This window comes from uncultured Microbulbifer sp. (assembly GCF_947504145.1).
In the GTDB taxonomy this organism is placed as follows: Bacteria; Pseudomonadota; Gammaproteobacteria; order Pseudomonadales; family Cellvibrionaceae; genus Microbulbifer.
Genome location: NZ_CANNGQ010000001.1, coordinates 548,902 through 568,682, shown reverse-complemented (window position 1 = coordinate 568,682; position 19,781 = coordinate 548,902). Strand labels below are relative to the sequence as shown.

Sequence of the window (19,781 nt, the reverse complement as noted above, 5' to 3'; positions counted from 1 at the left end):
GCGACGGCGTGGTCAAGTCATACTAGTGCTTAAAGCACAATGAGACATTGCTTTATTTACAAGTTTGCGCGTAAAATTATGACAGCCATCTCGGCCAAAGCAGAAAATGTAGGATAGGAGTTTATATGAAGCGCTCAACAGACCTGGATGATTTCGACCGCAAGATTCTGCGGGCGCTGCAGGAAAACGCCGATTATTCCATGGCTGAGCTGGGAGACAAGGTGGGCCTGTCTCACACGCCGTGCTGGCGTCGCATCAAGCGCCTCGAGGCGGAAGGCATCATCCGTGGCCGCGTCACCCTCCTGGATCCACGCAAACTTGACCTCGGAGTCACAGTATACTGCTATGTGACCATTCACAACCACGACGAGGACTCATTGAACAATTTTGAGTCTGCAGTACAGGATGTGCAGGAAGTGGTGGAGTGCTATTCCACCAGTGGGGATAAAGACTATGTTCTGCGCGTGGTGGTCGACAGCGTGGAGCACTACGAGCAGCTGCTGAAGCGCTCGCTGGTTCACCTGCCGAATGTGGCCTCGGTGAACTCCACCTTTGCATTGAAGCAGGTCAAATACACGACGCAACTGCCTCTCTAATGTATTTGATGCTCTGGCCGCATTTTGTGGCGGCCAGGCATCTTCAACCCACTTCCAGCTTATCCACCACCTGGGCGAGCACCTGCTCAAGATCCTGCCCGTCGCACTCCACCACGATATCCGCATAGCGCCGATACAGCGCCTGGCGCTCTTCAAACAGTTCGCCAAAGCTCTGCCCCGGCGCCTTGGCAATACCGCGGCTTTCATAGTTGTGGATTCTGCGGCGCAGTTCTTCGGCGGAGCAGTTGAGAAATACCGCCGGGCCGAACTTGAGCAGATTGTGCATGCCCTCTTCGCTGTACACCACGCTGCCGCCGGTGGCGATCACGTGGTTGGGCAAGTTGGCTTCCGCAATTACCTCGCCCTCAATTCGGCGCAGATTGAGGTAGTCGGTTTCGTTCATGATCTCCTGCAGGGTCTTGTCTTCCCGCAGCTGAATCAACACGTCCGTATCCACAAAATCTTTTGCCAGCTCTTTCGCCAGCAGCACGCCCAGTGTGCTCTTGCCGGCACCCGGCATCCCGATCAGTACAACGCTGCCCTGTTTCTGCATTTATATTCGACTTCCCAAAAAGACTCGTTGTGAGACCCTTGAGCGCTAACGCACTCAGTCTCCTCGCCGCGGCAGCAATACAGACCGCAGCCACCCCAACAGGCTATTGCCTGTGAGCAGCATTTTATCCAATTCATCCAGATTGTGCGCCTGTCGGAAGCTGTCCGCAAACAGGGCCTCGCGTGTGATCATCCGGCGGCGCGGGTTGATCTGCTTGATTTCCCGCGCCGGGTTGCCGGCTACCACCGCGTTGGCGGGCACGTTCCGGGTGACCACACTGCCAGCACCGACAACCGCGTTATCCCCAATAGAGACACCCTTGCAGATGATGGCGCTGTCGCCAATCCAGACGTTGTTGCCAATAGCGATGGGGGCTGTGCAGCGGAACGGGCGGGTGCGATTATAGAGGCCGTGCCAATCGGAATCGGAGATGTATACGTTGGCGGCAATCATACAGGCATCACCGAGGGTGATGGATTGGCCGGCGGAGATGCGCACGCCGGGAGATATCAGCACATAGTCGCCAATGGTGATTGTCGCCTCCCCGCCGCGGTGCCCCATGGCGGTGAGACGAATACAGTTGTCCGGTGTTGAAATCAGGTGCGGGAAATTCCCCAGGCGAATATGACTGCCGAATACCTTAACCGAAGACGGATGCATGATCTCCGGCTCACGGCCGATAGCATCAAACTGTGGCAGTAAAAAGTGGCGGCATCGCCAGTTGCGGAACCGCAGCAACAGGCGCTTGAGCCAATATGGTCTATGATCCTTTCGCATGTAATGTCGCCGTTGCGTTACGTTTTTATACGCTTTTGTTTTTTCGTCATGGGATCTGCCCCTCCAGCACATTGCAAAGGTTGGTGCCCCCCGGTAATGTCGTGCGCACTTCAATCAGCCATGAAACAGAGTCTGAAAAACCATGGAAACTTCCAACCCTATCGACCTCCCCCTCGACATCAATGCGGTCAAAGGCTTTCTCGACCCCGCAGAAGGCGAAGCACTCTACCGGCTGGCCGCAGAAGCCAGTGACCTCGGGCCGGTACTGGAAGTCGGTAGTTATTGCGGAAAATCCACGGTGTATCTGGGCAGCGCCTGTAAACTGATGAACAACTCATTGTTTGCCATTGACCACCATCGCGGCTCGGAAGAGCACCAACCGGGTGAGGAATACCACGATCGGGAACTGTTCGACGACCGCAGCCAGCTGATGGACAGTTTTCACAACTTCCGCAGTACTATGCGCACTGCCGGACTTGAAGAGAACGTGGTGCCGGTGGTAGCGCCATCAACCGTGGCCGCACGCCACTGGAATACACCCCTGGGGCTGGTGTTTATTGATGGTGGCCACTCCCTGGAAGCGGCACTCAGTGATTACCGCAGCTGGAGCCGGCATATCGTGCCCGGTGGCTTCCTCGCCATCCACGATATTTTCCCCAATCCGGAAGACGGAGGTCAGGCGCCCTATGAAATCTACAAGCTAGCGCTGGCTTCCGGTCAGTTCGAGCGGGTGGAGACAGTCAAGACCCTCGGTATTCTGCGGCGCATCCCGTAAATTCACCTGCGTAAAGAGGCTGCTGGCCGGGGTAAGCCCGGCCAGTGCGTCCGCCGCCAACAGCATGGCGCCCACAGTCCAGGTGGTTTTTTCTTCCGGCCACACCGCATTGTCACGATAGACATAGCCGGTCCAGTAGCCGCCATCCTCGTCTTGCCAGCGATGCAGGCCCCGGTAAATGGTCTCTGCTTTTTCCCGTTCACCGGCCGCCAGCAACGCCATGGTCAACTCACAGGACTCGGCAACGGTTACCCAGGGCTCATCGTTCACACAGCGGCAGCCCAGCCCAGCCACTACAAATTCGTCCCACCGTTTTTGCAGCCGCAGCTTTGCGCCGGCCCCTTCGAAGGCACCGGTCAATACCGGGTAAAACCAGTCCATCGAAAAGCGCGCCTTGCTTTCCCAGGTGCGATCGAATCGATGGGGCTTTTCTCGCAATGCATCGCCCAACCGATCTCGGGCACGCCGCCAATCCGCTCGCTCACTGTTGAGAGCGCTCGCGATATTGATACCGCATTCGAGGCTTTTGTAAATGGATGAGCAGCCGGTAATCAGCGCATCCTCAAGGGGCTCACCCTGCCCGTCTACAGCCCACTGAATATCGCCGTGCTCGGATTGCAAAGCCAGTACAAACCCCAGCGCGTGCTCGACCATCGGCCAGAAGCGGAGAAGAAATCCTCGGTCTTCAGTAATCAGAAAGTGATGCCAGATACCGGTAGCAATGTACGCGACAAAATTCGTTTCACGGCGCTCACTGTTATCCACCTCGCCACGTTTGTACGCGGCCCACCAGCTGCCATCGTCCAGCTGCTTATCTGCAAGCCAGACGTAAGCGCGTTCTGCTGCAGCATACTCCCCTGCAATACTCAGCCCCATTGCCGCTTCTACATGGTCCCAGGGATCTGCATGGTGTCCGTCAAACCAGGGAATGCATCCATCGGCCAGCTGTTGAGAAAGAATGTAATCGGCGCTGCGACGCACAAAATCGGCAGGGAACAGCGCGGGCGTTTCTGCCCGCTCCAGTGCCGCGTCCATTGAAGTGCTCATACTGCAACTTCCTCACCGGCAACACTCTTCAACTCAAGAGACGCTAAAGTGTTCGACGCCACTTCCGTTTGCGCCGGCTTGACGAAATACAGCGCAATACTTTTTCCCAGCAGAGGGTTGAGCAACCTCTCCACCCAGCGGGTCAGGCGGGGCTTCTGCATCAGATCCCACACCAGTAAGCGGTGGTAAGCGGAAATCAGAGGGTGCTCATCCCGCCCCCAGAAAAGGCACTTGAGCCACCAGTAAGGGGCATGGAGTGCGTGGGCCTTGTGACGGGCAAAGTATTGATGCCCCATCGCCTCGATACTATTGCGCAGCTGCTTTTCACGGAAAATTCGAATATGCCCACCTTCCACCTGGTGATAGGCATCGGACAGCTTCCAGCAGACCCACTCGGGAAAAAATGCGGGCACTGTTGCTGTGAAAATGCCGCCAGGTTTCAGCACCCGATTGATTTCCTCGAGCACACCCTGGTAATCCTCGATATGCTCCAGTACTTCAGAGCAGATCACCACATCAAAAAACTGATCCGCAAAGGGAAGCTGCAATGCATTACCCACACCAAACTGCAGGCGCCCGACCTGCTGCCCAGCGGACACAAATGGTGCAGCACGCTCGCTGGCGGTTTGAATATCCTGCTGGCTCAGGTCGATACCGAAAATTTCAACGTCGTCGGTCAACATCAGGTGAATGGCATGGCGACCCTCGCCACACCCGAGGTCGAGCACCCGCTGGCCGGGTTCCAGGTTCAATAGTGCAGGAGCCACGGTAATCATCAGGCAGCTTCTCCCTGATTTTTCGAATTCTGTTCTCCGCCGGACGCGGATTCTGCACTGTTTGCCGAGCTTTGATTCAGGAGTTCTGCCCGGGTGGCCTGCGGATTCGATTGCGCTCCGACCTGGCAACGCTCTTCGACAGCGCCCCCAACCCTTCCCCGGGAACCAATAATGCCCCGGTAGTAGGCTACCAGGTGTTTTGCCGCTACCTGCCAGGAAAATTTCTCTTCGATACGCTGGCGCCCGGCGCGGCCCAATGTTGCGCGCAGTTCGTTATCGCTCAACACCTTTTCAATCGCGTGCGCCAGTGCATCACTGTCCCCCGCAGGGACCACAATTCCCGCATCACCTACCACTTCGGGCAGCGCACCGCCGTCACTGGAGATCACCGGAACTCCACAAGCCATGGCCTCACCGGCAGGCAAGCCGAATCCCTCGTAAAGCGACGGGCACACCACCATCGAGGAAGATGTGTAGTGCTCCACCATCTCCTGATTGGAAATACCCGAGACAAAACGGACGGAGCCCTGCAGGCGCAGCTCCTTGAGTAGCTTCGCCGTGGCACCGCCTTCCCGCAGTTTGCCAACCACCAGCAACGTCAGCTCGGGGTAGCGATTTCTCAGCTGTGCCAGAGCCTGCAACAGAAAGCGCAAACCCTTCAGGGGCTGGTCCGCAGACGCCGTTGTCATAATCTGCCAGGGGTTCGGTATTTCCTGTGGCTGCGGCTTAAACAGCTCGGTATCAATACCGTTATAAATCAGCTTCAGGCGCGAGGGAGCGACACCGAATTGTTCGACGATGTCGTTATAAGACTGGGTCGAAACGGTGACGATATGCTTCAGCCGGCGAGACACCTTGATCTGCATCCCGAGAAAGCTGTGCCAGCGGCGCACCAGCAACCGATACTTCCAGTCGGGTGCCGCGTCGATGGCCAATTGCCGGTCTCGGGTAATGGGGTGATGGATTGTGGCAACTACCGGAACACCCTGCTTTTCGATAGTCAACAGGCCGTGGCAGAGGGACTGATTGTCGTGCACCACATCGTACTCACGTCCGTGGGTGCGCAGGTAGCGGGCCACACGACGGCCGAAACTGTAGGGCTCTGCAAATGCGCCGGTGAGCTTGCCAAACCACTCGTAGAAATCCGCCCAGCGCAACAGGTGCCGTGGCCGAAGGGCGCGGGTTGGATGCGGGTGCTCGTAGAGGTTCAGGCCGGGCATTTTGATCAGGCGCACCCGTGAGTCCAACTCAGGGTATGGCTGGCCGGAAATCACGTCGACCCGATGCCCCGCATCCACCAACGCTTTACTCAAGTAAAAAAGATAAACCCCCTGCCCGCCACAATGGGGATGACTACGATAACCGAGCAAGCAAATATTCAGTGGCCGCGACTGGGCCGATGGACCGTCTGTACGATTTCCCAAGGCGGTCATAGTTTCCCCATAGTTATTGTTTTGGCGAATACAAAAAGATCAGGCGCCGAAAGAGGCGAAGAATACACCGGCAAAGAAATGACTGCCAGACAGAAACCGTCCACACCGGAGACAAGACTACTCAGTCCACCGCTCGGTGAACCGGTGTATTTTTATACAATGCCACGAATCATCAGGCACCACGACAAAGCCCCGGCCTCGTATCAGGTACGAGAACCGGGGCAATGATGTCTGGAGCATTCGACAGATCAGAAGCTGAACTTGTAGCCTACGCCCAAATTGAAGATCCAGGAATCCAGCTGAAGCTCATCTTTGTAGCGGACGGAATCGAGAACAAGACCGTTGCTCAGCACGACATTGTCAACGCCGACTTCGATTTCCGGATCGGCATCCACATACATGGCGGACGCGTTAAACAGCCAGTTGGCATCGCGACCGAATTCAATGTCGATACCAACCTGTGCGGTCCAGCCCCAGGAGCTGCCGAAATTCACCAGACCGTAATCGACATCATCGTAAGTGAACACCGGGCGCAGGAAATCCTGCTCAATATCGGTGTAGTTGAAGCCGACACCAATATAAGGCTGCACCCAGGACTCGACACATACCGGGTACCAGTCAACAAACAGGCTGGTCACATTGGTTTCAAAATCCCCAATTCCATCGGAGCTGCGGAAGTCAAAATCTGACGACGTCGCATAGGTGCTGTAGGTCGCCTCCATGTCCGCGCTGTTCATGTGGTACAGCTCAACCGCCCAGTGGTCTGCCACAAAGAATGTGCCATTGATAAACCAAGTGGTGCTGTCATCCAGATCCAGCGAGTCGCCCACCGCTACCGGGATGGTACCCATAGGATCGTTTGGATCTGGGACAAGAACGACGGTGGACTCGGAAAATACCGAGTCGTCGGCATCCATCCAGGCCGCACCCGCACGCAGAATAAAATCACCGCCGTTGAAATCGGCGAATGCCGGTGAAGTGGCGCTGGCAGCTGCAATGGCCAGCGGTAAAAGAAGAGACTTGGTTCGCATGGGTAACTCCTTGTAACTCTGAAATGCTCCATAGCCGCCCTGAGTCAATCAAAATAAAATGTGACCCGTGCGTGCGGTTAGTTTCAGTATAGGTGGAGTTTTCCGGAAAACAGCAAGTACTGTCTAAGGTTTACCCGTCAAATGGGAAGAAATTTCTGCAAAAAACTTTTGGCCAAAAAAAATGCCCGCCAAAAGGCGGGCCAGTTTCTCGAACACACTTTCAGGAGGAGAGTTTGCGACGCGCTGTGTACGCAAGTTCACAGCTGTCTGACTTAGGTATAGCAGAGCATTTCCTGGTACCAACTAGCCTGTCACCAAAGCCGTTGAATGCTGGTCGCAATTACCGCCTGAACACATTCTGGCAGCGGATCAAACCCGCTGCAGATAACTCTGGTATTCCACATCGGTTACCCGCGCGGCAATTTCCGCTTGCTCCTGCCGCTTCAACAGCACGAACAATTCCACAAACTCCGGATCCAAATATTCCTGCCACAGGGCACTTTCGGCAAACCGGTCGAGCGCGCCGCCCCAGGTATTAATCAGCTGATCGCTTTCGACCTGGTAGGCATCCCCTTCTACCGGTGCGGGCGGCTGGAGTTTATTTTCCAGGCCATGGCACACACCGGCCAGGATCGCGGCCAACACCAGGTAGGCATTTACGTCGGCACCTGCAATACGGTGCTCAATCCGGCGTGCCTGGGGCTCACTCGCCGGGATGCGGAAAGTCACCGTGCGGTTGTCATAACCCCAGCACAGATTCAACGGTGCATGGCTGCTTTCCTGAAAGCGTCGGTAGGAGTTGGCGTGGGGCGCGAAGATCGCCATGGCATCGTTAGCCGTTGTCATCATGCCCGCTACAGCGTGGCGCAATAAATCTGAGCCGGCGTCTGTACCGTCGTCGAACACATTGTTGCCATCGGTATCCACCAGGCTCATATGCACATGCATACCGTTGCCTGCCAGCTCACCAAACGGTTTGGCCATAGCACTGACACGCAGACCGTGGCTGCGGGCAACACCTTTCAGCAGGCGTTTGAACAGCAACGTCTGGTCGGCGACCTTTAGCGGGTCATCACAGTGCAGCAGGTTAATTTCAAACTGACCGGGCGCACATTCCGACAAAATGGAATCTGCAGGAATGCCCTGCTCTTCACAGGCGGCACGTACATCGGCAAAAAAATGCCGCTGAGAATCCAACTCTGCCAGATCGTATACATCGGTGGATGGCACCAGATCCGAGTCGTTGTCACTGACCGGGCGCGGGCGCCCCAAGTCATCCGCCTCTTCGCGCAGCAGATAGAATTCCAGCTCGGTGGCACACACCGCTTTGTAACCGAGGCCGGCCAGACGCTGGACCACCTTCTGCAACTGCGCACGTGGATCTGCATAAAGCTCGGAGCCGTCCGCTTCAAACAGCTGCATGTGCAACTGCGCCGTCGGCTCGCGATGCCATGGTGCCAGGCTTATCGCGGATACTGGCTGACAGACACCATCGCTATCGCCGCTGGCAAATACCAGCGGGCTGTTTTCAATATCGCGCCCCCAGATATCCAGGCTCACAGCACTGCGCGGCATCTGCAATCCACCGCCGAGCAGTTTCCGGGCAGAATCTGCCGGTAGCCATTTACCGCGCGGCACGCCGTTGATATCAAAGACGAACCCCTCGACCCATTTGAGATCCGGGTGCGCCTCCAGAAATGCTTCCGAATCCGAAAGCAATTGTGCGGACGGCTGATATTGTTTTTGTGCTGCCATAAAACGATTCACGTTGGTGGGAACTTGTTGCGTTCAGGAGCCAGTTTATGCCATGGCTCGAGCGGTATCATCCAACGCACGGTGCGCCTTTTCCACCAGCTCGTCAATCTGCTCTTTCGTGAGAATCAGCGGTGGTGCGATGATCATGGTGTCGCCAGTCGCGCGCATCACCAGGCCGTGTTTGATACTCATATCCCGGCACACTGCACCTGCGGTACATTTGTCATCAAAGCGTGCACGGCTGCCCTTGTCCTTCACCAGTTCCAGCGCACCCACAAGGCCCAGGCTGCGCGCCTCGCCCACAATCGAGTGGTCCGCCAGCTCCGCCCAACGCTTGGCCAGGTATGGGCCGGTGTTGTCGCGTACATTTTCGACGATTTTTTCTTCGCGAAGGATATTGATGGTGGCGATACCGGCCATACAGGCTGCCGGGTGCGCCGAATAGGTATACCCGTGGGTAAACTCGCCGCCCTTTGCCTTGATGACACCGGCCACGCGGTCGCTAACCATGGTTCCCCCCAGCGGGAAATAACCATTGGTCACCGCTTTGGCGAAGGTCATCAGATCCGGCTTCATGCCGTAATAGTCGGCACCAAACCATTCCCCGGTACGGCCAAAACCGAAAATCACCTCGTCCATCACCAGCAGGATGTCGTACTGGTCCAGCACTTTTTTGATTTCCGGCCAGTAGGTTTCCGGCGGAATGATCACACCACCGGCACCCTGAATTGGCTCGGCGATAAACGCGGCCACTTTTTCCGGGCCGAGTTCCTGAATCTTCTCATCCAGACTCCGCGCAGCCTGTACGCCAAACTCTTCCGGCGACATGTCGCCACCCTCACCAAACCAGTAGGGCTGCTGCACATGCTCAATATAATCGAGCCCCTGGAACTGTTTGTGCATCCCGCTCATACCGCCGAGGCTGGCACCACCGATGGTGGAGCCGTGATAGGCGTTTTTACGCGAAATGACGATGCGCTTCTCGGGCTGTTCTTGCAGGTCCCAGTAGCGGCGGATGATGCGCAGGTTGGTGTCGTTGGCCTCACTGCCGGAGCCGGTAAAGAACACATTGTTCATACCGGCGGGCGTGACGTCCGCCAGCATATCGGCCAGCTCGATGGAGGGCACCGTGGTGCACTGGAAAAAACTGTTATAGAACGGCAGCTTGTTCAGCTGCTCGTAAATTGCCTCACTGATTTCCCGGCGGCTATAGCCCAGGTTACAGCACCACAGGCCGGACATACCGTCGAGCATCTGGTGCCCATCGATATCGGTGATATAGGCGCCCTCGGCACTGGTGATCACCCGAGTGCCCTGGTTGCCCAGATCGTGAAAATCTGTAAACGGGTGCAACAGGTGATCGCGGTCATGCTGCTGTAACTGGCTTTTGTTCATGAATTCACTCCTGATTCGAATGACGCCTGCAGAGGGCCGATACAGGGCCTCTGCAGCGTGGCCCGCAAAATGTGATCACATTCTAGATCGGTCGCAAACGAGAGTGCAACCGCTATCTTCGGCCTGCAGGCCTGTGGAAGCGGAACCCAGGTACACCCCATGAGGAAACACGCTCCTCGGTGTCGCATCTGCAAACAATATAGTCAGGGTAGAGGCTTCACCGCCCGGACGGGCGGTGAAAATGGCGGGTGCGGCTTAGAAAGCGCAGTCAATGGCATCCAGCAACATATGGGCAACCAGACCGATACCCAGCCAGCGCACAGGCTTCCAGGGCAGGAACATCATTGCACCATAGAAGGAGATCGGGAACATGGTGTGCAGAGGATGGAAGTTGATACTGCAACGATCCGGATCGTAGATCGGCGACGCCCACAGGTGATCCAGGTCGACAAGGTTTGCCGCCAGCATAAACAGCGCGGCTTTTTTCCAGTCATCGCGAAAGAAAAACCAGGCGATAGCGAGTGGAACAAAAAAATGTAATGCAATATGGAAATAACTGAACATCAGGTGGCCAATAACGTTTAGGTGGGAAGTAACTCTTCAGCGGAAATGGAGCCCAGGCCTTCTTCAATATCCTGGCGGATGGCGGTGCGGACACGCTCTTCGTCATTGCTGGCAATCGCGTGAATCAGATCCTGGTGTCGGTCGGGCAGCTCCTGTACACCAAAGCGCTGGAATACCAGGTGTTGTAGTGGTGCGGTCTGCAGCCACAGGCTTTCAATCAGTGACAGGATGATATGCGGGCGGCCAAGGCGGTAGAGGGTAAAGTGAAACTCGAGATTGCCAGTGACGTACTCCTGGATATCTTTCTGGTCCAGAGCGAACGTGACACGCTCATCCAGCAACCGCAGTGATTCCAGCTCATCCCTGCCAACAAACGGGAGGGCCTGGGCAGCAGCCTGACACTCCAGGGCAACCCGGGCGGCACAGATCTCGTCCAGTTTTTCCCGCGTCAGTGTGGGGACGGTAACCCGGCGGGTATCGGATAGCTCCAGCGCGCGTTCGGAAGTCAGCCGACGCAGTGCCTCCCGCACCGGCATGGGACTGCAATCCAGCTCCGCGGCGAGACCGCGAATAGTGATAGCCCTGCCCGGCAGAAACTGACCGCGCAGGATGGCGTCGCGCAGCTGGTAATAGACCCGCTCCTGGGTAGTGCGGAACGCTTCCTGTGGCTCGGTAAACTCGGCATCTCTCACGGGCGGCCTCGTGGCTGGGGTCAGATAACGGTCAGTCTGCGCTGCCAGCGGCAGAAGAGCGGGCTTTGGCCCCACCCATCCACAAGATTTCTGGCTATACGGACATTGCCTGCGCCAATTTGTGTGGCGACTGCTGTGAACCGACTTCGATCAGCGCGTCGGCAATGGCGCCAGTTTGCCACATTTCAAAGAAATCCTCCGCTACCTGCTTTCCGGCCTCTGTCACCGCATTCCAGTACTTGAGCCGATCCGCGGTGGGTAGCTGCATAAAATCGTCCCGGTCGGGGATCTTGGCAAAGGGCAGGCGGGAGACCCACTCGGGAGATGGCGCCACCAGAATCACATTGTCCATGGCGCCACCGCGCACCCAGCGCCAACGGAAACTCTTATCGAACCACCCGGGCACCATATACGGGAAAAAATGCGGATAGAGGACCAGGCCCTGCGGATGCGCAAAACCAAGATCGAAGTGGTAGTCGGTAATCCCACCATCGCGGTAATTACCTGACGGCGCTCCGGCCGGTGTCGGCACACCTGCCATCACCAGGGGGATGGAACCGGACGCCAGTACTGCCGGGCAAACATTCTCGGCGCTAAGCGGCGTATTGACCGTGGATAAGTTGCGGAAAGCCACCGTCGGCACCTGCCCCGAGTGGAACACCACCCGATCCCAGAAGGCACGGAGGGTGCGTCGGCTCACGGCATTGGCCAGCGCCGAAGCCAGCAGTGCGGGTGCGAGAACCGCCTTGCGCTCGCTGGCAAGAGGCCCACGTCCGCGCACGGTGACAAAATGGCTGTGCCAGACCGGGTTGGCTGCGACTTCCGCAGCACCCTCCTCGCCCAGCACATCCAGCAGGATCTTCTCCCCCGCCGCAGTGATCTCAGCGGGTGCAGGCCGCTCGCTGGCGTAGGTCTGGTTGATGTACCCGTATTCCAGCGTTTCCAGCGCGGCCAAAGGATTGGCAGTGGCGTAACACATATTGCGAAAGCTGCCGATGGAAGACCCAAGGGTCGCAATGGGTGTGGTGCGATCGCGAAAGAATTCGCCAATCAACACCCGGTCCAACTGGCTGATGGACAACCATTTGGGGCCGCCGGAGGCGCCCACCAGGGTAGAGACCATCTCCTGACTCAACCCTTCCTGTCGGACCCGGCGTGCAGCATTGGCACCCGCCAGTACTACACAGCTTTTGTATTGTTTCGCTTTCGACATCTTCCCGCTCACAGACTGCCTGTTCTTGTGTTCCCGGTTATGAGCGTTACCACTCGCCGGTGTTTTCCATGGATGCCCAAGGCTCCTGCGGCGCAAGGGAGTCGCCCTTCTGGAGCAGTTCGATGGAGATATTGTCTGGTGAACGCACAAACGCCATGTGGCCGTCGCGAGGCGGGCGATTGATGGTCACCCCCATATCCATCAAGCGCTGGCAGGTTTCGTAGATATTGTCCACGCGATAAGCCAAATGGCCAAAGTTGCGGCCGCCGGAATAGCTTTCCGGATCCCAGTTGTAGGTGAGTTCCAGGCAGGGGCGCTTGTCGCGGTTGGCAGAGTCGGAATCCCCCGGTGCAGCCAGGAATATCAGGGTAAAGCGCCCTTTTTCATAGTCATTGCGCGTGACCTCGTACAAGCCCAGCTTGTCGCAATAAAATTCCAAGGATTTCTCAAGATCGGTGACTCGCACCATGGTGTGCAAATATTCCACTGCAACGCCTCCTTATGGGGATTACAATCCCGGTACATCAATTTGGATGACTACTTTAGTCACCCCTGAAAAAGTTACCAGCGCGAAATGTACCAAAAATACTATCGACATTTTTTACAGGCCGCCCAAAAAGCGGCCGCTCCGGGGTGCGACCTACCGGTTTTGCACATGGCATGCCACTCTCACCACTACTGGCCCGACGTGACGCTGGATGCAGTCAACGCCTACTGGCAGGACGCGGCCGCACTGGCCGACAGTAAATGGGAGAAGATATTCGGCGAGAAAATACCCGCCTTCCAACGCGGCATAGCAACCACCCTCAACCTGCCGACCCCCACCCAGGTCGCACTTGCACCCAATACCCATGAGCTGGTCTACCGCCTATTAAGCGCCTTTGACCTGAGCCAGCCCCTGCGCATCCTGACCACCGATGGCGAGTTCTATAGTTTTGCGCGACAGCTACTGCGCCTCGAAGAGCTGCCCACCGTCGAGGTGGTGCGCGTGCCCACCGAACCCTTCGCCACCCTGCCCCACCGTTTTGAACAGGAATTGCAAACCGGGAACTACCAGCTGGCCTATGCCAGTCAGGTCTTTTTTGATTCCGGTGTGGCCTTTCCCGGCCTGCTGGACCTGGCCGCGCGCAAGCCGAACAGCACCCAGATGGTGATCGACGGCTACCACGCCTTTTTCGCCCGCCCCACGGACCTCGGCGCCATCGCCGACAAGGTGTTCTATACCGCCGGTTGCTACAAATACCTGGGTGCTGGCGAGGGTATGTGCTTTATGTCCATTCCCCGCGGCTGCCAGTTGCGCCCACTGAATACCGGCTGGTTTGCAGAAATGGCAGAATTGGAAAACCGCACCGAAGGCGTGGGCTTCGGCAATGACTGGCTGCGCTTTGCCGGGGCCACCATGGACTACTCCCCACTGTATAAAGCCCTGGCGGTACTCGACCTGTATGACAGAGAGGGCATCTCGGTAGCATCCATTCACGAGTATGTGCAGAAAAACCAGCAGCGTTTCCTCGGCGCGATGGATGCCGCTGATCACGCCCTGCTGAACCGCGACAATCTGATTGCCCACGACCTGGAAAACGGCCACGGACATTTCTTTACATTCCGCTGTGGCAGCTCGGAGAATGCGGAAAGCTTGCAGGCAGAGCTGCGCAAGAAAAATGTACTCTGCGATCGTCGACAGCAGTTACTGAGGCTCGGGTTCGCGGTTTATCACCCGGAAAACGAGACGTTCAAGCGAGTATTCAATTAGCTATTCATCGAATATTCATCTTCGCGGCGCCACAATGGCCCCCATCGCGATGAAGTGATATTGATGTACCACTGGCAATATTAAGGATTGGCCATGCAAAGAACCCTGAAATTATTTTCCGCCGGCCTGCTGGCCGGGCTTGTTGCTTTCACCACGGGCTGCGGCGGCGATAACAAGAGCCGCACTGCGGGCACACTGGTCTCCATCTCCGCTCAAGGCGAAGCCAGCCAGGCGCCAGACACCGCCAACCTGTCTACTGGTGTCATTACCGAAGCTGACAGCAGCAATGAGGCCATGCGGGCCAACGCCGAGCAAATGGACAAGTTGATGAAGGCAATCAAAAAAGCCGGCATTGACGAAAAAGATGTGCAGACCAGCGGTATCAGCCTCAACCCCCGCTACGATTACCAAACCAACCGCGAACGGGAAATTGTCGGCTATCAGGCTCGCAATACCGTCAATATTACCGTGCGCAAACTGGACGAGTTGAGCAAGGTGATCGACGCCCTCACCGCAGATGGCGCCAATCAACTGCACGGCCCCAGTTTCTCCATTGCCGAACCGGAGCCTCTGCTGGCAGAAGCCCGCGAGAAAGCATTACAACAGGCTCAAGCCCGCGCAGCATCCTATGCCGAATCCCTCGGCACCAAGGTGCGCAGAATTGTAAGCATCTCTGAAGGAAACCAGGGCGGTATGCCGCGACCGATGGTGCGCATGGAAATGGCGGCCGCCAAAGACAGCGCCAGCACGCCGATCGCTCCCGGCGAAAGCAGTGTATCGGTCAACCTGGAACTGGTATTTGAGTTGGAAAAATAAACGCCGAGCGCGCTTGCCCCAAACAAAAATCCCGGCAACTGCCGGGATTTTTTTATTCTTCGAACCGCTATTCCGGCTGTTTGTAAACTTTCCCACCCTTCATAACAAAGCGCACCCGCTCCAGGGTAGTGATATCTTCCAGGGGATTGCCAATCACCGCCACCATATCGGCGTGCTTGCCAGGCGCGATATTACCGAGCTCATCCTGAGCATTGAGCAGCTGCGCCGCATTCCAGGTCGCGGATCGGATAGCATCCGCGGGACTCATGCCACCCTGCACCATCAGGGCAAACTCCCTGGCATTGTCACCGTGTCGGCTCACACCTGTATCGGTACCATAAGCAATTTTTACCCCTTTCTTGTGTGCGCGCTGAAAGGTGTCCTGAATCAGCGGGCCAATCTGGGCTGCCTTGGTGCGCACCATTTCCGGAAAGAAGCCCTCCACCGTGGACTTCTGGGTCACCCAGTCGCCAGCCAGCAAGGTGGGCACGTACCAGGTCCCATGATCCACCATCAGGGCCATGGTTTTATCATCCATATAGGTGCCATGCTCGATGGAATCGACACCTGCGCGGATTGCGCGCTCCATCCCCTCTTTACCGTGCGCGTGCACCGCTACAGTAAAACCGTAATCCTTCGCGGTCTCTACAATGGCTTCCACTTCGTCCTGCATGAACTGGGGGTTCTGACCGCTCTTGGCCACGCTCAAGACTCCGCCGGTGGCGGTGATCTTGATCAGGTCGGCACCTTCTTTGTAACGCTGACGTACCGCCTCGCGGGCGCTGGCCACACCGTTGATTACCCCATCGGCAGGGCCGGGGCTGCCCATCAGATCGTGGCGATGGCCATTGGTGGGGTCCGCGTGCCCACCGGTAGTGGCAATGGATTTACCGGCGGTGTACACACGGGGCCCGACAATATCACCGCGGTTGATGGCATTGCGCAGGCTGACGGTCACGTTGCCACTGTCGCCGAGGTCCCGCACTGTGGTAAACCCGGCCATCAGGGTGCGCTCCGCGGTATTCACTGCGCGCAGGGTGTAATCCGCAGGATTCCAGGTGAAGGCTTCGCTATAGGTACGCGGGCCGAATTCATAGGACAGGTGGGTATGCATATCCATCAAGCCGGGCAACACGCTGAAGGCGCGCAGGTCGATGACCCGCTCACCATCGCGCTGGGTAAAGCCACGCTCCACCGACTCCACCTTGCCATCCACAATATGCACCGTGCGCTTTTCCAGTAAGCGGCCTTTTTCGCTGTCGAACAGCCAGCCTGCCTGTACTGCAATATTCTCTGCCTGCGCAAGCGTAGCCAGCACAAACAGGCCCAGACCTACCAGGGTCTGGCAAAGCCGTTTCGCACTGCTCAGTATATTTTCGGGTGTGATCATGTTGTATCCAGTTTTGGGCCCGGTCTATGCCGTGCCCGTTTATTGTTTGATCGTTACAGGCGCCCAACCGCGCCATGGCGCACCAATTTACCGTATTCAGTCGTCATAAAAAAAGCCCGGCTCGCATAAACACTGCGGAGCCGGGCTTTGATCCGATCGCGCCAGCGGGCCATACCACTGCCGCGGATAACGCTTACTCGCTCGCTGGCAGCACCGTGACAGGGCCGATATCCAGCGCCTCGATTTCCTTCTGGATCTTACTCAGATCCCCCACCACCACCCAGGTAAACTGCTCAGGTGCCAGGTTTTCTTTCGCCACCTCTTCCACCTGCTCCTTGGTTAATGCGCTGACCCGCTGGGGGTACTCAGCGATATATTCCGCCGGCAGGCCTTTTTCAAGCTGCCAGACGATACTGGACAGCAACTGTCCCTTGGTCTGGAAGCGTGCACTCTGCTTCAGCACTTCATCGTCCTGATAATCCGTAAGCTCACTGTCAGTAATCGGGCGCTTGCCGAGGTAGTCATTGAATTCTTTCAACAGTTCGCGCATGGCTGGTGCAGTTTTGTCGGTTTGCACCGGTGCAAATACGATATACGGTCGCTGGGCCTCGGTGTCCATGGAGACGGCGCGGGCACCGTAGGACCAGTGCTTGTCCTCGCGTAGATTCATATTGATCCGCGAGGTGAACTTGCCGGCAATGGCAGAGGCCATCGCATCGTACGCCTCTGCGCCTTCCGGCTTCCACGGCGCCATCACCAACCCGGCCATTATGTAGCTCTGTTGTGCACCGGGACGGTCCAGCAGGAAAATACGCGCTTTCTCGGGTCGCTGCACCACTGGAATATCCAACGCTGGCAGTGGGTCATTGGGGGCTCGCCAACTGCCAAGGGTATTATTAAGCAGTTTCTGAATTTCCTCTTTTTTTACATCCCCCACGACCGTCAGCTGTGCATTATCCGGGCGCAGCCAGGTTTTGTGGAAGCCCATCAGGTCTTCGCGGGTAATAGACTCGATGGCCTCGGGTGTACCGGAACCTGTTAGCGGTGCGCCATAGGGGTGATCCTTGCCGAATAACAGGGGCGGCAATTTGCGCATGGCCAGTCCTTGAGGCTGAGCTTCTTCCTGGCGGATAGAATCCAGCCAGTTGGATTTGACCCGCGCCAGGTCGTCTTTCTCAAATAATGGCTCAGAGATCACATCGCGGAACAGTTCCAGAGACGGTTTCAACTGTGTTTTGAGAGCACTGAAGCTCAGGGAGTTGTAATCCAGCCCGCTACCGGCACCAATACTTGCACCCAACTCTTCCAGACGGGCGCTGAATTCCAGGCTGTCGTAACTGCCCGCTCCCTCACTCAACATACGCGCCACGACGGATGCCAGCCCCGGCTTATCAGCGTCCGCCGATGCGCCGCTGCGATATTGCAGGCTCATAAACACAACCGGTGTGTCATGGCGTTCAGCGAGTACGACGTTCAGGCCGTTGTCCAACGTGAAGGTCTTCTGCTCGGGCAGTTCGAGCTCAACGGTTTTATCGACGGCCGGCAATTTACTGCGGTCGACATCCTCGCCACTGGCCGCATACTCTCCTTTCGGGCTGACGATCAGGGTGAAGTGTTCTGACTTCAGCCATTTTCGTGCGACATTCTGAACATCGTCCACCGATACCTCGGCGTAGTCGGTAAGACCGCTAATCAGCGCCCCCGGATCGTCATAATAAAATTCCGAGCGCGCCAGAATATCGGTCTTGCCCCCGAAGCCACCAATTTTTTCCAGGCCTTTCACCAGGCTGGCAAACTCGCTCTGTTTGATACGGCGCAGTTCCTCCACACTGACGCCACTGCTTGCAAAATCCTGCAATTCATCATTCAGTAGCTTCTCGACCTTTTCGACGGATTGCCCCGGTTTTACATCCACCATCACGATGATCTGCCCGGCGAGCTGTCGGCCGTAATAAAACGCGCTCACACTGGTGGCCACCTGTTCGTCGCGCACCAAGCGACGATACAGCAGGGAGTTCTTTCGGTTTGCCAGCAGTGACGTCAACAAATCCAGCGCATTCTCTTCCGGACTGCCGATCGCGGGAACATTCCACACTTTGTAGATACGGGTCTGAGGCACCTGATCGGTCACTTCCAGGCGTTTGTTCACCTGTGTTGGTAGCTCCCAATTTTTCAGTTCAGGGGGAACAGAGGTACTGGGAATATCACCGAAATATTCCCGCGCTTTTTTCATCGCCTCCTCTACCGAAATATCACCGGCAATAACCAGTATCGCGTTGGCTGGCTGGTAATAATCCGTAAACCACTGTTTGACGTCTTCGAGACTGGCCTGGTCCAGGTCTTCCATGGAGCCAATGGTGGTCCACGAATAAGGATGGTCTGAGGGGAAGGTATTGGAGGCGATCAAGTCGAATGCCTGACCGTAAGGTGCATTTTCTCCCTGGCGCTTTTCATTTTTCACCACGCCGCGCTGCTCGTCGAGCTTCTCCTGGCTGATGGCGCCCTTGAAGTGGCCCATTCGGTCCGACTCCATCCACAGAGCCATATCCAGTGCGCCTTCGGGAACGGTTTCGAAGTAATTGGTGCGGTCGTTGTTGGTGGTGCCATTCATATCCGTGGCACCGGAGCGCTGGAAGGGCTCGAAATACTCGCCCGGATAATTTTCCGAACCGTTGAACATCAGGTGTTCAAACAGGTGAGCAAACCCGGTTTTTCCGCGGGTCTCATCTTTGGAGCCCACCTTGTACCAGATATTGATGGCCACCACCGGGGCTTTGCGGTCTTCATGCACGATCACAGTGAGGCCGTTTTTGAGCGTTTCCTTATGGAATGGCAGCTCAATTTTCGGTGGTTTTACGAAAGCCTCGTTGCCGCTGGCAGCGGCTTTGCTGCTGGCAGCAGCTTCTTTATCAGCGGTTAGTGCCCTGTGGACATTTTCCTTTCTTTCCTCGGGTGCCTGATGGCGATCACAGCCCGCAAGGCCAATTAATAACCCCACGATGATCAGGCCAACCGGCCGCCAGGCAATTCGCATATCCATTGTCATTTATCCTGTGTCTCTTTTCTCGACCCCGAAATCCCGGCCCGGAAAATCTTAAAATCCCGATTTTACGTCCGCACAATGCAGCAAAGTGTAGGCAAAAAAAACGGGCGCCGTGGCGCCCGAAAGATACTTCACAGAGAGACGATGTCGTCGTCAGGGAAAACTGGTTAAC

Annotated in this window: 18 protein-coding genes; 4 read left to right on the top strand and 14 right to left on the bottom strand. The window is 56.6% G+C overall.

The window, feature by feature from the left end; all coding sequences use genetic code 11:
- Window positions 1–125 precede the first annotated feature (125 nt).
- Window positions 126–596 (top strand): Lrp/AsnC family transcriptional regulator, encoded by a 471-nt coding sequence (locus tag Q1A74_RS02610; RefSeq protein ID WP_010131435.1) that lies wholly within the window; start codon window positions 126–128, stop codon window positions 594–596.
- Between the two features lie 43 nt (window positions 597–639).
- Here the strand turns inward: Q1A74_RS02610 and Q1A74_RS02605 are convergent, their stop codons facing one another.
- Complete coding sequence (locus tag Q1A74_RS02605) at window positions 640–1,149, bottom strand: shikimate kinase (protein WP_299592110.1); 510 nt, start codon at window positions 1,147–1,149, stop codon at window positions 640–642.
- Window positions 1,150–1,203: 54 nt separating this feature from the next.
- Window positions 1,204–1,926, bottom strand: a complete 723-nt coding sequence (locus Q1A74_RS02600) for a DapH/DapD/GlmU-related protein (protein WP_299592108.1) — start codon at window positions 1,924–1,926, stop codon at window positions 1,204–1,206.
- Between the two features lie 142 nt (window positions 1,927–2,068).
- Here Q1A74_RS02600 and Q1A74_RS02595 point away from each other — a divergent pair, with 142 nt between their 5' ends.
- Window positions 2,069–2,701: a class I SAM-dependent methyltransferase gene (locus Q1A74_RS02595; RefSeq protein WP_299592106.1), complete on the top strand. Its 633-nt coding sequence runs from the start codon at window positions 2,069–2,071 to the stop codon at window positions 2,699–2,701.
- Here Q1A74_RS02595 and Q1A74_RS02590 read toward each other — a convergent pair.
- The 10 genes from Q1A74_RS02590 to Q1A74_RS02545 form a co-directional block, all read right to left on the bottom strand.
- Window positions 2,627–3,748, bottom strand: coding sequence for a prenyltransferase (locus Q1A74_RS02590; RefSeq protein ID WP_299592104.1), 1,122 nt, complete (start codon window positions 3,746–3,748; stop codon window positions 2,627–2,629). The genes Q1A74_RS02595 and Q1A74_RS02590 overlap by 75 nt on opposite strands.
- A complete protein-coding gene (locus Q1A74_RS02585; RefSeq protein ID WP_299592102.1) occupies window positions 3,745–4,524 on the bottom strand; it encodes a class I SAM-dependent methyltransferase in 780 nt (259 codons plus the stop codon). Before Q1A74_RS02585 ends, Q1A74_RS02590 begins: the two co-directional genes overlap by 4 nt.
- On the bottom strand, window positions 4,524–5,957 hold the full coding sequence (locus tag Q1A74_RS02580) for a glycosyltransferase family 4 protein (protein WP_299592100.1): 1,434 nt from the start codon (window positions 5,955–5,957) through the stop codon (window positions 4,524–4,526). The genes Q1A74_RS02585 and Q1A74_RS02580 overlap by 1 nt, the downstream gene beginning before the upstream one ends.
- A 248-nt stretch (window positions 5,958–6,205) precedes the next feature.
- Complete coding sequence (locus Q1A74_RS02575) at window positions 6,206–6,988, bottom strand: OmpW family outer membrane protein (RefSeq protein ID WP_299592098.1); 783 nt, start codon at window positions 6,986–6,988, stop codon at window positions 6,206–6,208.
- Between the two features lie 369 nt (window positions 6,989–7,357).
- Window positions 7,358–8,743 (bottom strand): glutamine synthetase family protein, encoded by a 1,386-nt coding sequence (locus Q1A74_RS02570; RefSeq protein ID WP_299592096.1) that lies wholly within the window; start codon window positions 8,741–8,743, stop codon window positions 7,358–7,360.
- A gap of 45 nt (window positions 8,744–8,788) precedes the next feature.
- Complete coding sequence (locus tag Q1A74_RS02565) at window positions 8,789–10,138, bottom strand: aspartate aminotransferase family protein (protein WP_299592094.1); 1,350 nt, start codon at window positions 10,136–10,138, stop codon at window positions 8,789–8,791.
- A gap of 255 nt (window positions 10,139–10,393) precedes the next feature.
- Complete coding sequence (locus Q1A74_RS02560; protein ID WP_299592093.1) at window positions 10,394–10,702, bottom strand: DUF6122 family protein; 309 nt, start codon at window positions 10,700–10,702, stop codon at window positions 10,394–10,396.
- Between the two features lie 17 nt (window positions 10,703–10,719).
- Window positions 10,720–11,394, bottom strand: coding sequence for a GntR family transcriptional regulator (locus tag Q1A74_RS02555; protein ID WP_299592091.1), 675 nt, complete (start codon window positions 11,392–11,394; stop codon window positions 10,720–10,722).
- Between the two features lie 94 nt (window positions 11,395–11,488).
- Complete coding sequence (locus tag Q1A74_RS02550) at window positions 11,489–12,607, bottom strand: hypothetical protein (RefSeq protein WP_299592090.1); 1,119 nt, start codon at window positions 12,605–12,607, stop codon at window positions 11,489–11,491.
- A gap of 46 nt (window positions 12,608–12,653) precedes the next feature.
- Window positions 12,654–13,094, bottom strand: coding sequence for a VOC family protein (locus tag Q1A74_RS02545; RefSeq protein ID WP_299592089.1), 441 nt, complete (start codon window positions 13,092–13,094; stop codon window positions 12,654–12,656).
- 168 nt (window positions 13,095–13,262) lie between these two features.
- On the opposite strand from Q1A74_RS02545, the gene Q1A74_RS02540 reads away from it, so the two are divergent.
- A complete protein-coding gene (locus Q1A74_RS02540) occupies window positions 13,263–14,360 on the top strand; it encodes a hypothetical protein (protein WP_299592087.1) in 1,098 nt (365 codons plus the stop codon).
- A 93-nt stretch (window positions 14,361–14,453) separates the two neighbouring features.
- Complete coding sequence (locus Q1A74_RS02535; RefSeq protein ID WP_299592085.1) at window positions 14,454–15,176, top strand: SIMPL domain-containing protein; 723 nt, start codon at window positions 14,454–14,456, stop codon at window positions 15,174–15,176.
- A 67-nt stretch (window positions 15,177–15,243) separates the two neighbouring features.
- Here the strand turns inward: Q1A74_RS02535 and Q1A74_RS02530 are convergent, their stop codons facing one another.
- Complete coding sequence (locus tag Q1A74_RS02530) at window positions 15,244–16,566, bottom strand: amidohydrolase family protein (RefSeq protein WP_299592084.1); 1,323 nt, start codon at window positions 16,564–16,566, stop codon at window positions 15,244–15,246.
- A 193-nt stretch (window positions 16,567–16,759) separates the two neighbouring features.
- Complete coding sequence (locus Q1A74_RS02525; RefSeq protein ID WP_299592083.1) at window positions 16,760–19,606, bottom strand: pitrilysin family protein; 2,847 nt, start codon at window positions 19,604–19,606, stop codon at window positions 16,760–16,762.
- Window positions 19,607–19,781 lie beyond the last annotated feature (175 nt).

Excerpts from the sequence above, each read along its gene's own strand:
- Q1A74_RS02610 (WP_010131435.1), top strand. The coding sequence starts at position 126 with ATGAAGCGCTCAACAGACCTGGATGATTTCGACCGCAAGATTCTGCGG.
- Q1A74_RS02605 (WP_299592110.1), bottom strand. The coding sequence starts at position 1,149 with ATGCAGAAACAGGGCAGCGTTGTACTGATCGGGATGCCGGGTGCCGGC.
- Q1A74_RS02600 (WP_299592108.1), bottom strand. The coding sequence starts at position 1,926 with ATGCGAAAGGATCATAGACCATATTGGCTCAAGCGCCTGTTGCTGCGG.
- Q1A74_RS02595 (WP_299592106.1), top strand. The coding sequence starts at position 2,069 with ATGGAAACTTCCAACCCTATCGACCTCCCCCTCGACATCAATGCGGTC.
- Q1A74_RS02590 (WP_299592104.1), bottom strand. The coding sequence starts at position 3,748 with ATGAGCACTTCAATGGACGCGGCACTGGAGCGGGCAGAAACGCCCGCG.
- Q1A74_RS02585 (WP_299592102.1), bottom strand. The coding sequence starts at position 4,524 with ATGATTACCGTGGCTCCTGCACTATTGAACCTGGAACCCGGCCAGCGG.
- Q1A74_RS02580 (WP_299592100.1), bottom strand. The coding sequence starts at position 5,957 with ATGACCGCCTTGGGAAATCGTACAGACGGTCCATCGGCCCAGTCGCGG.
- Q1A74_RS02575 (WP_299592098.1), bottom strand. The coding sequence starts at position 6,988 with ATGCGAACCAAGTCTCTTCTTTTACCGCTGGCCATTGCAGCTGCCAGC.
- Q1A74_RS02570 (WP_299592096.1), bottom strand. The coding sequence starts at position 8,743 with ATGGCAGCACAAAAACAATATCAGCCGTCCGCACAATTGCTTTCGGAT.
- Q1A74_RS02565 (WP_299592094.1), bottom strand. The coding sequence starts at position 10,138 with ATGAACAAAAGCCAGTTACAGCAGCATGACCGCGATCACCTGTTGCAC.
- Q1A74_RS02560 (WP_299592093.1), bottom strand. The coding sequence starts at position 10,702 with ATGTTCAGTTATTTCCATATTGCATTACATTTTTTTGTTCCACTCGCT.
- Q1A74_RS02550 (WP_299592090.1), bottom strand. The coding sequence starts at position 12,607 with ATGTCGAAAGCGAAACAATACAAAAGCTGTGTAGTACTGGCGGGTGCC.
- Q1A74_RS02540 (WP_299592087.1), top strand. The coding sequence starts at position 13,263 with ATGGCATGCCACTCTCACCACTACTGGCCCGACGTGACGCTGGATGCA.
- Q1A74_RS02535 (WP_299592085.1), top strand. The coding sequence starts at position 14,454 with ATGCAAAGAACCCTGAAATTATTTTCCGCCGGCCTGCTGGCCGGGCTT.
- Q1A74_RS02530 (WP_299592084.1), bottom strand. The coding sequence starts at position 16,566 with ATGATCACACCCGAAAATATACTGAGCAGTGCGAAACGGCTTTGCCAG.
- Q1A74_RS02525 (WP_299592083.1), bottom strand. The coding sequence starts at position 19,606 with ATGGATATGCGAATTGCCTGGCGGCCGGTTGGCCTGATCATCGTGGGG.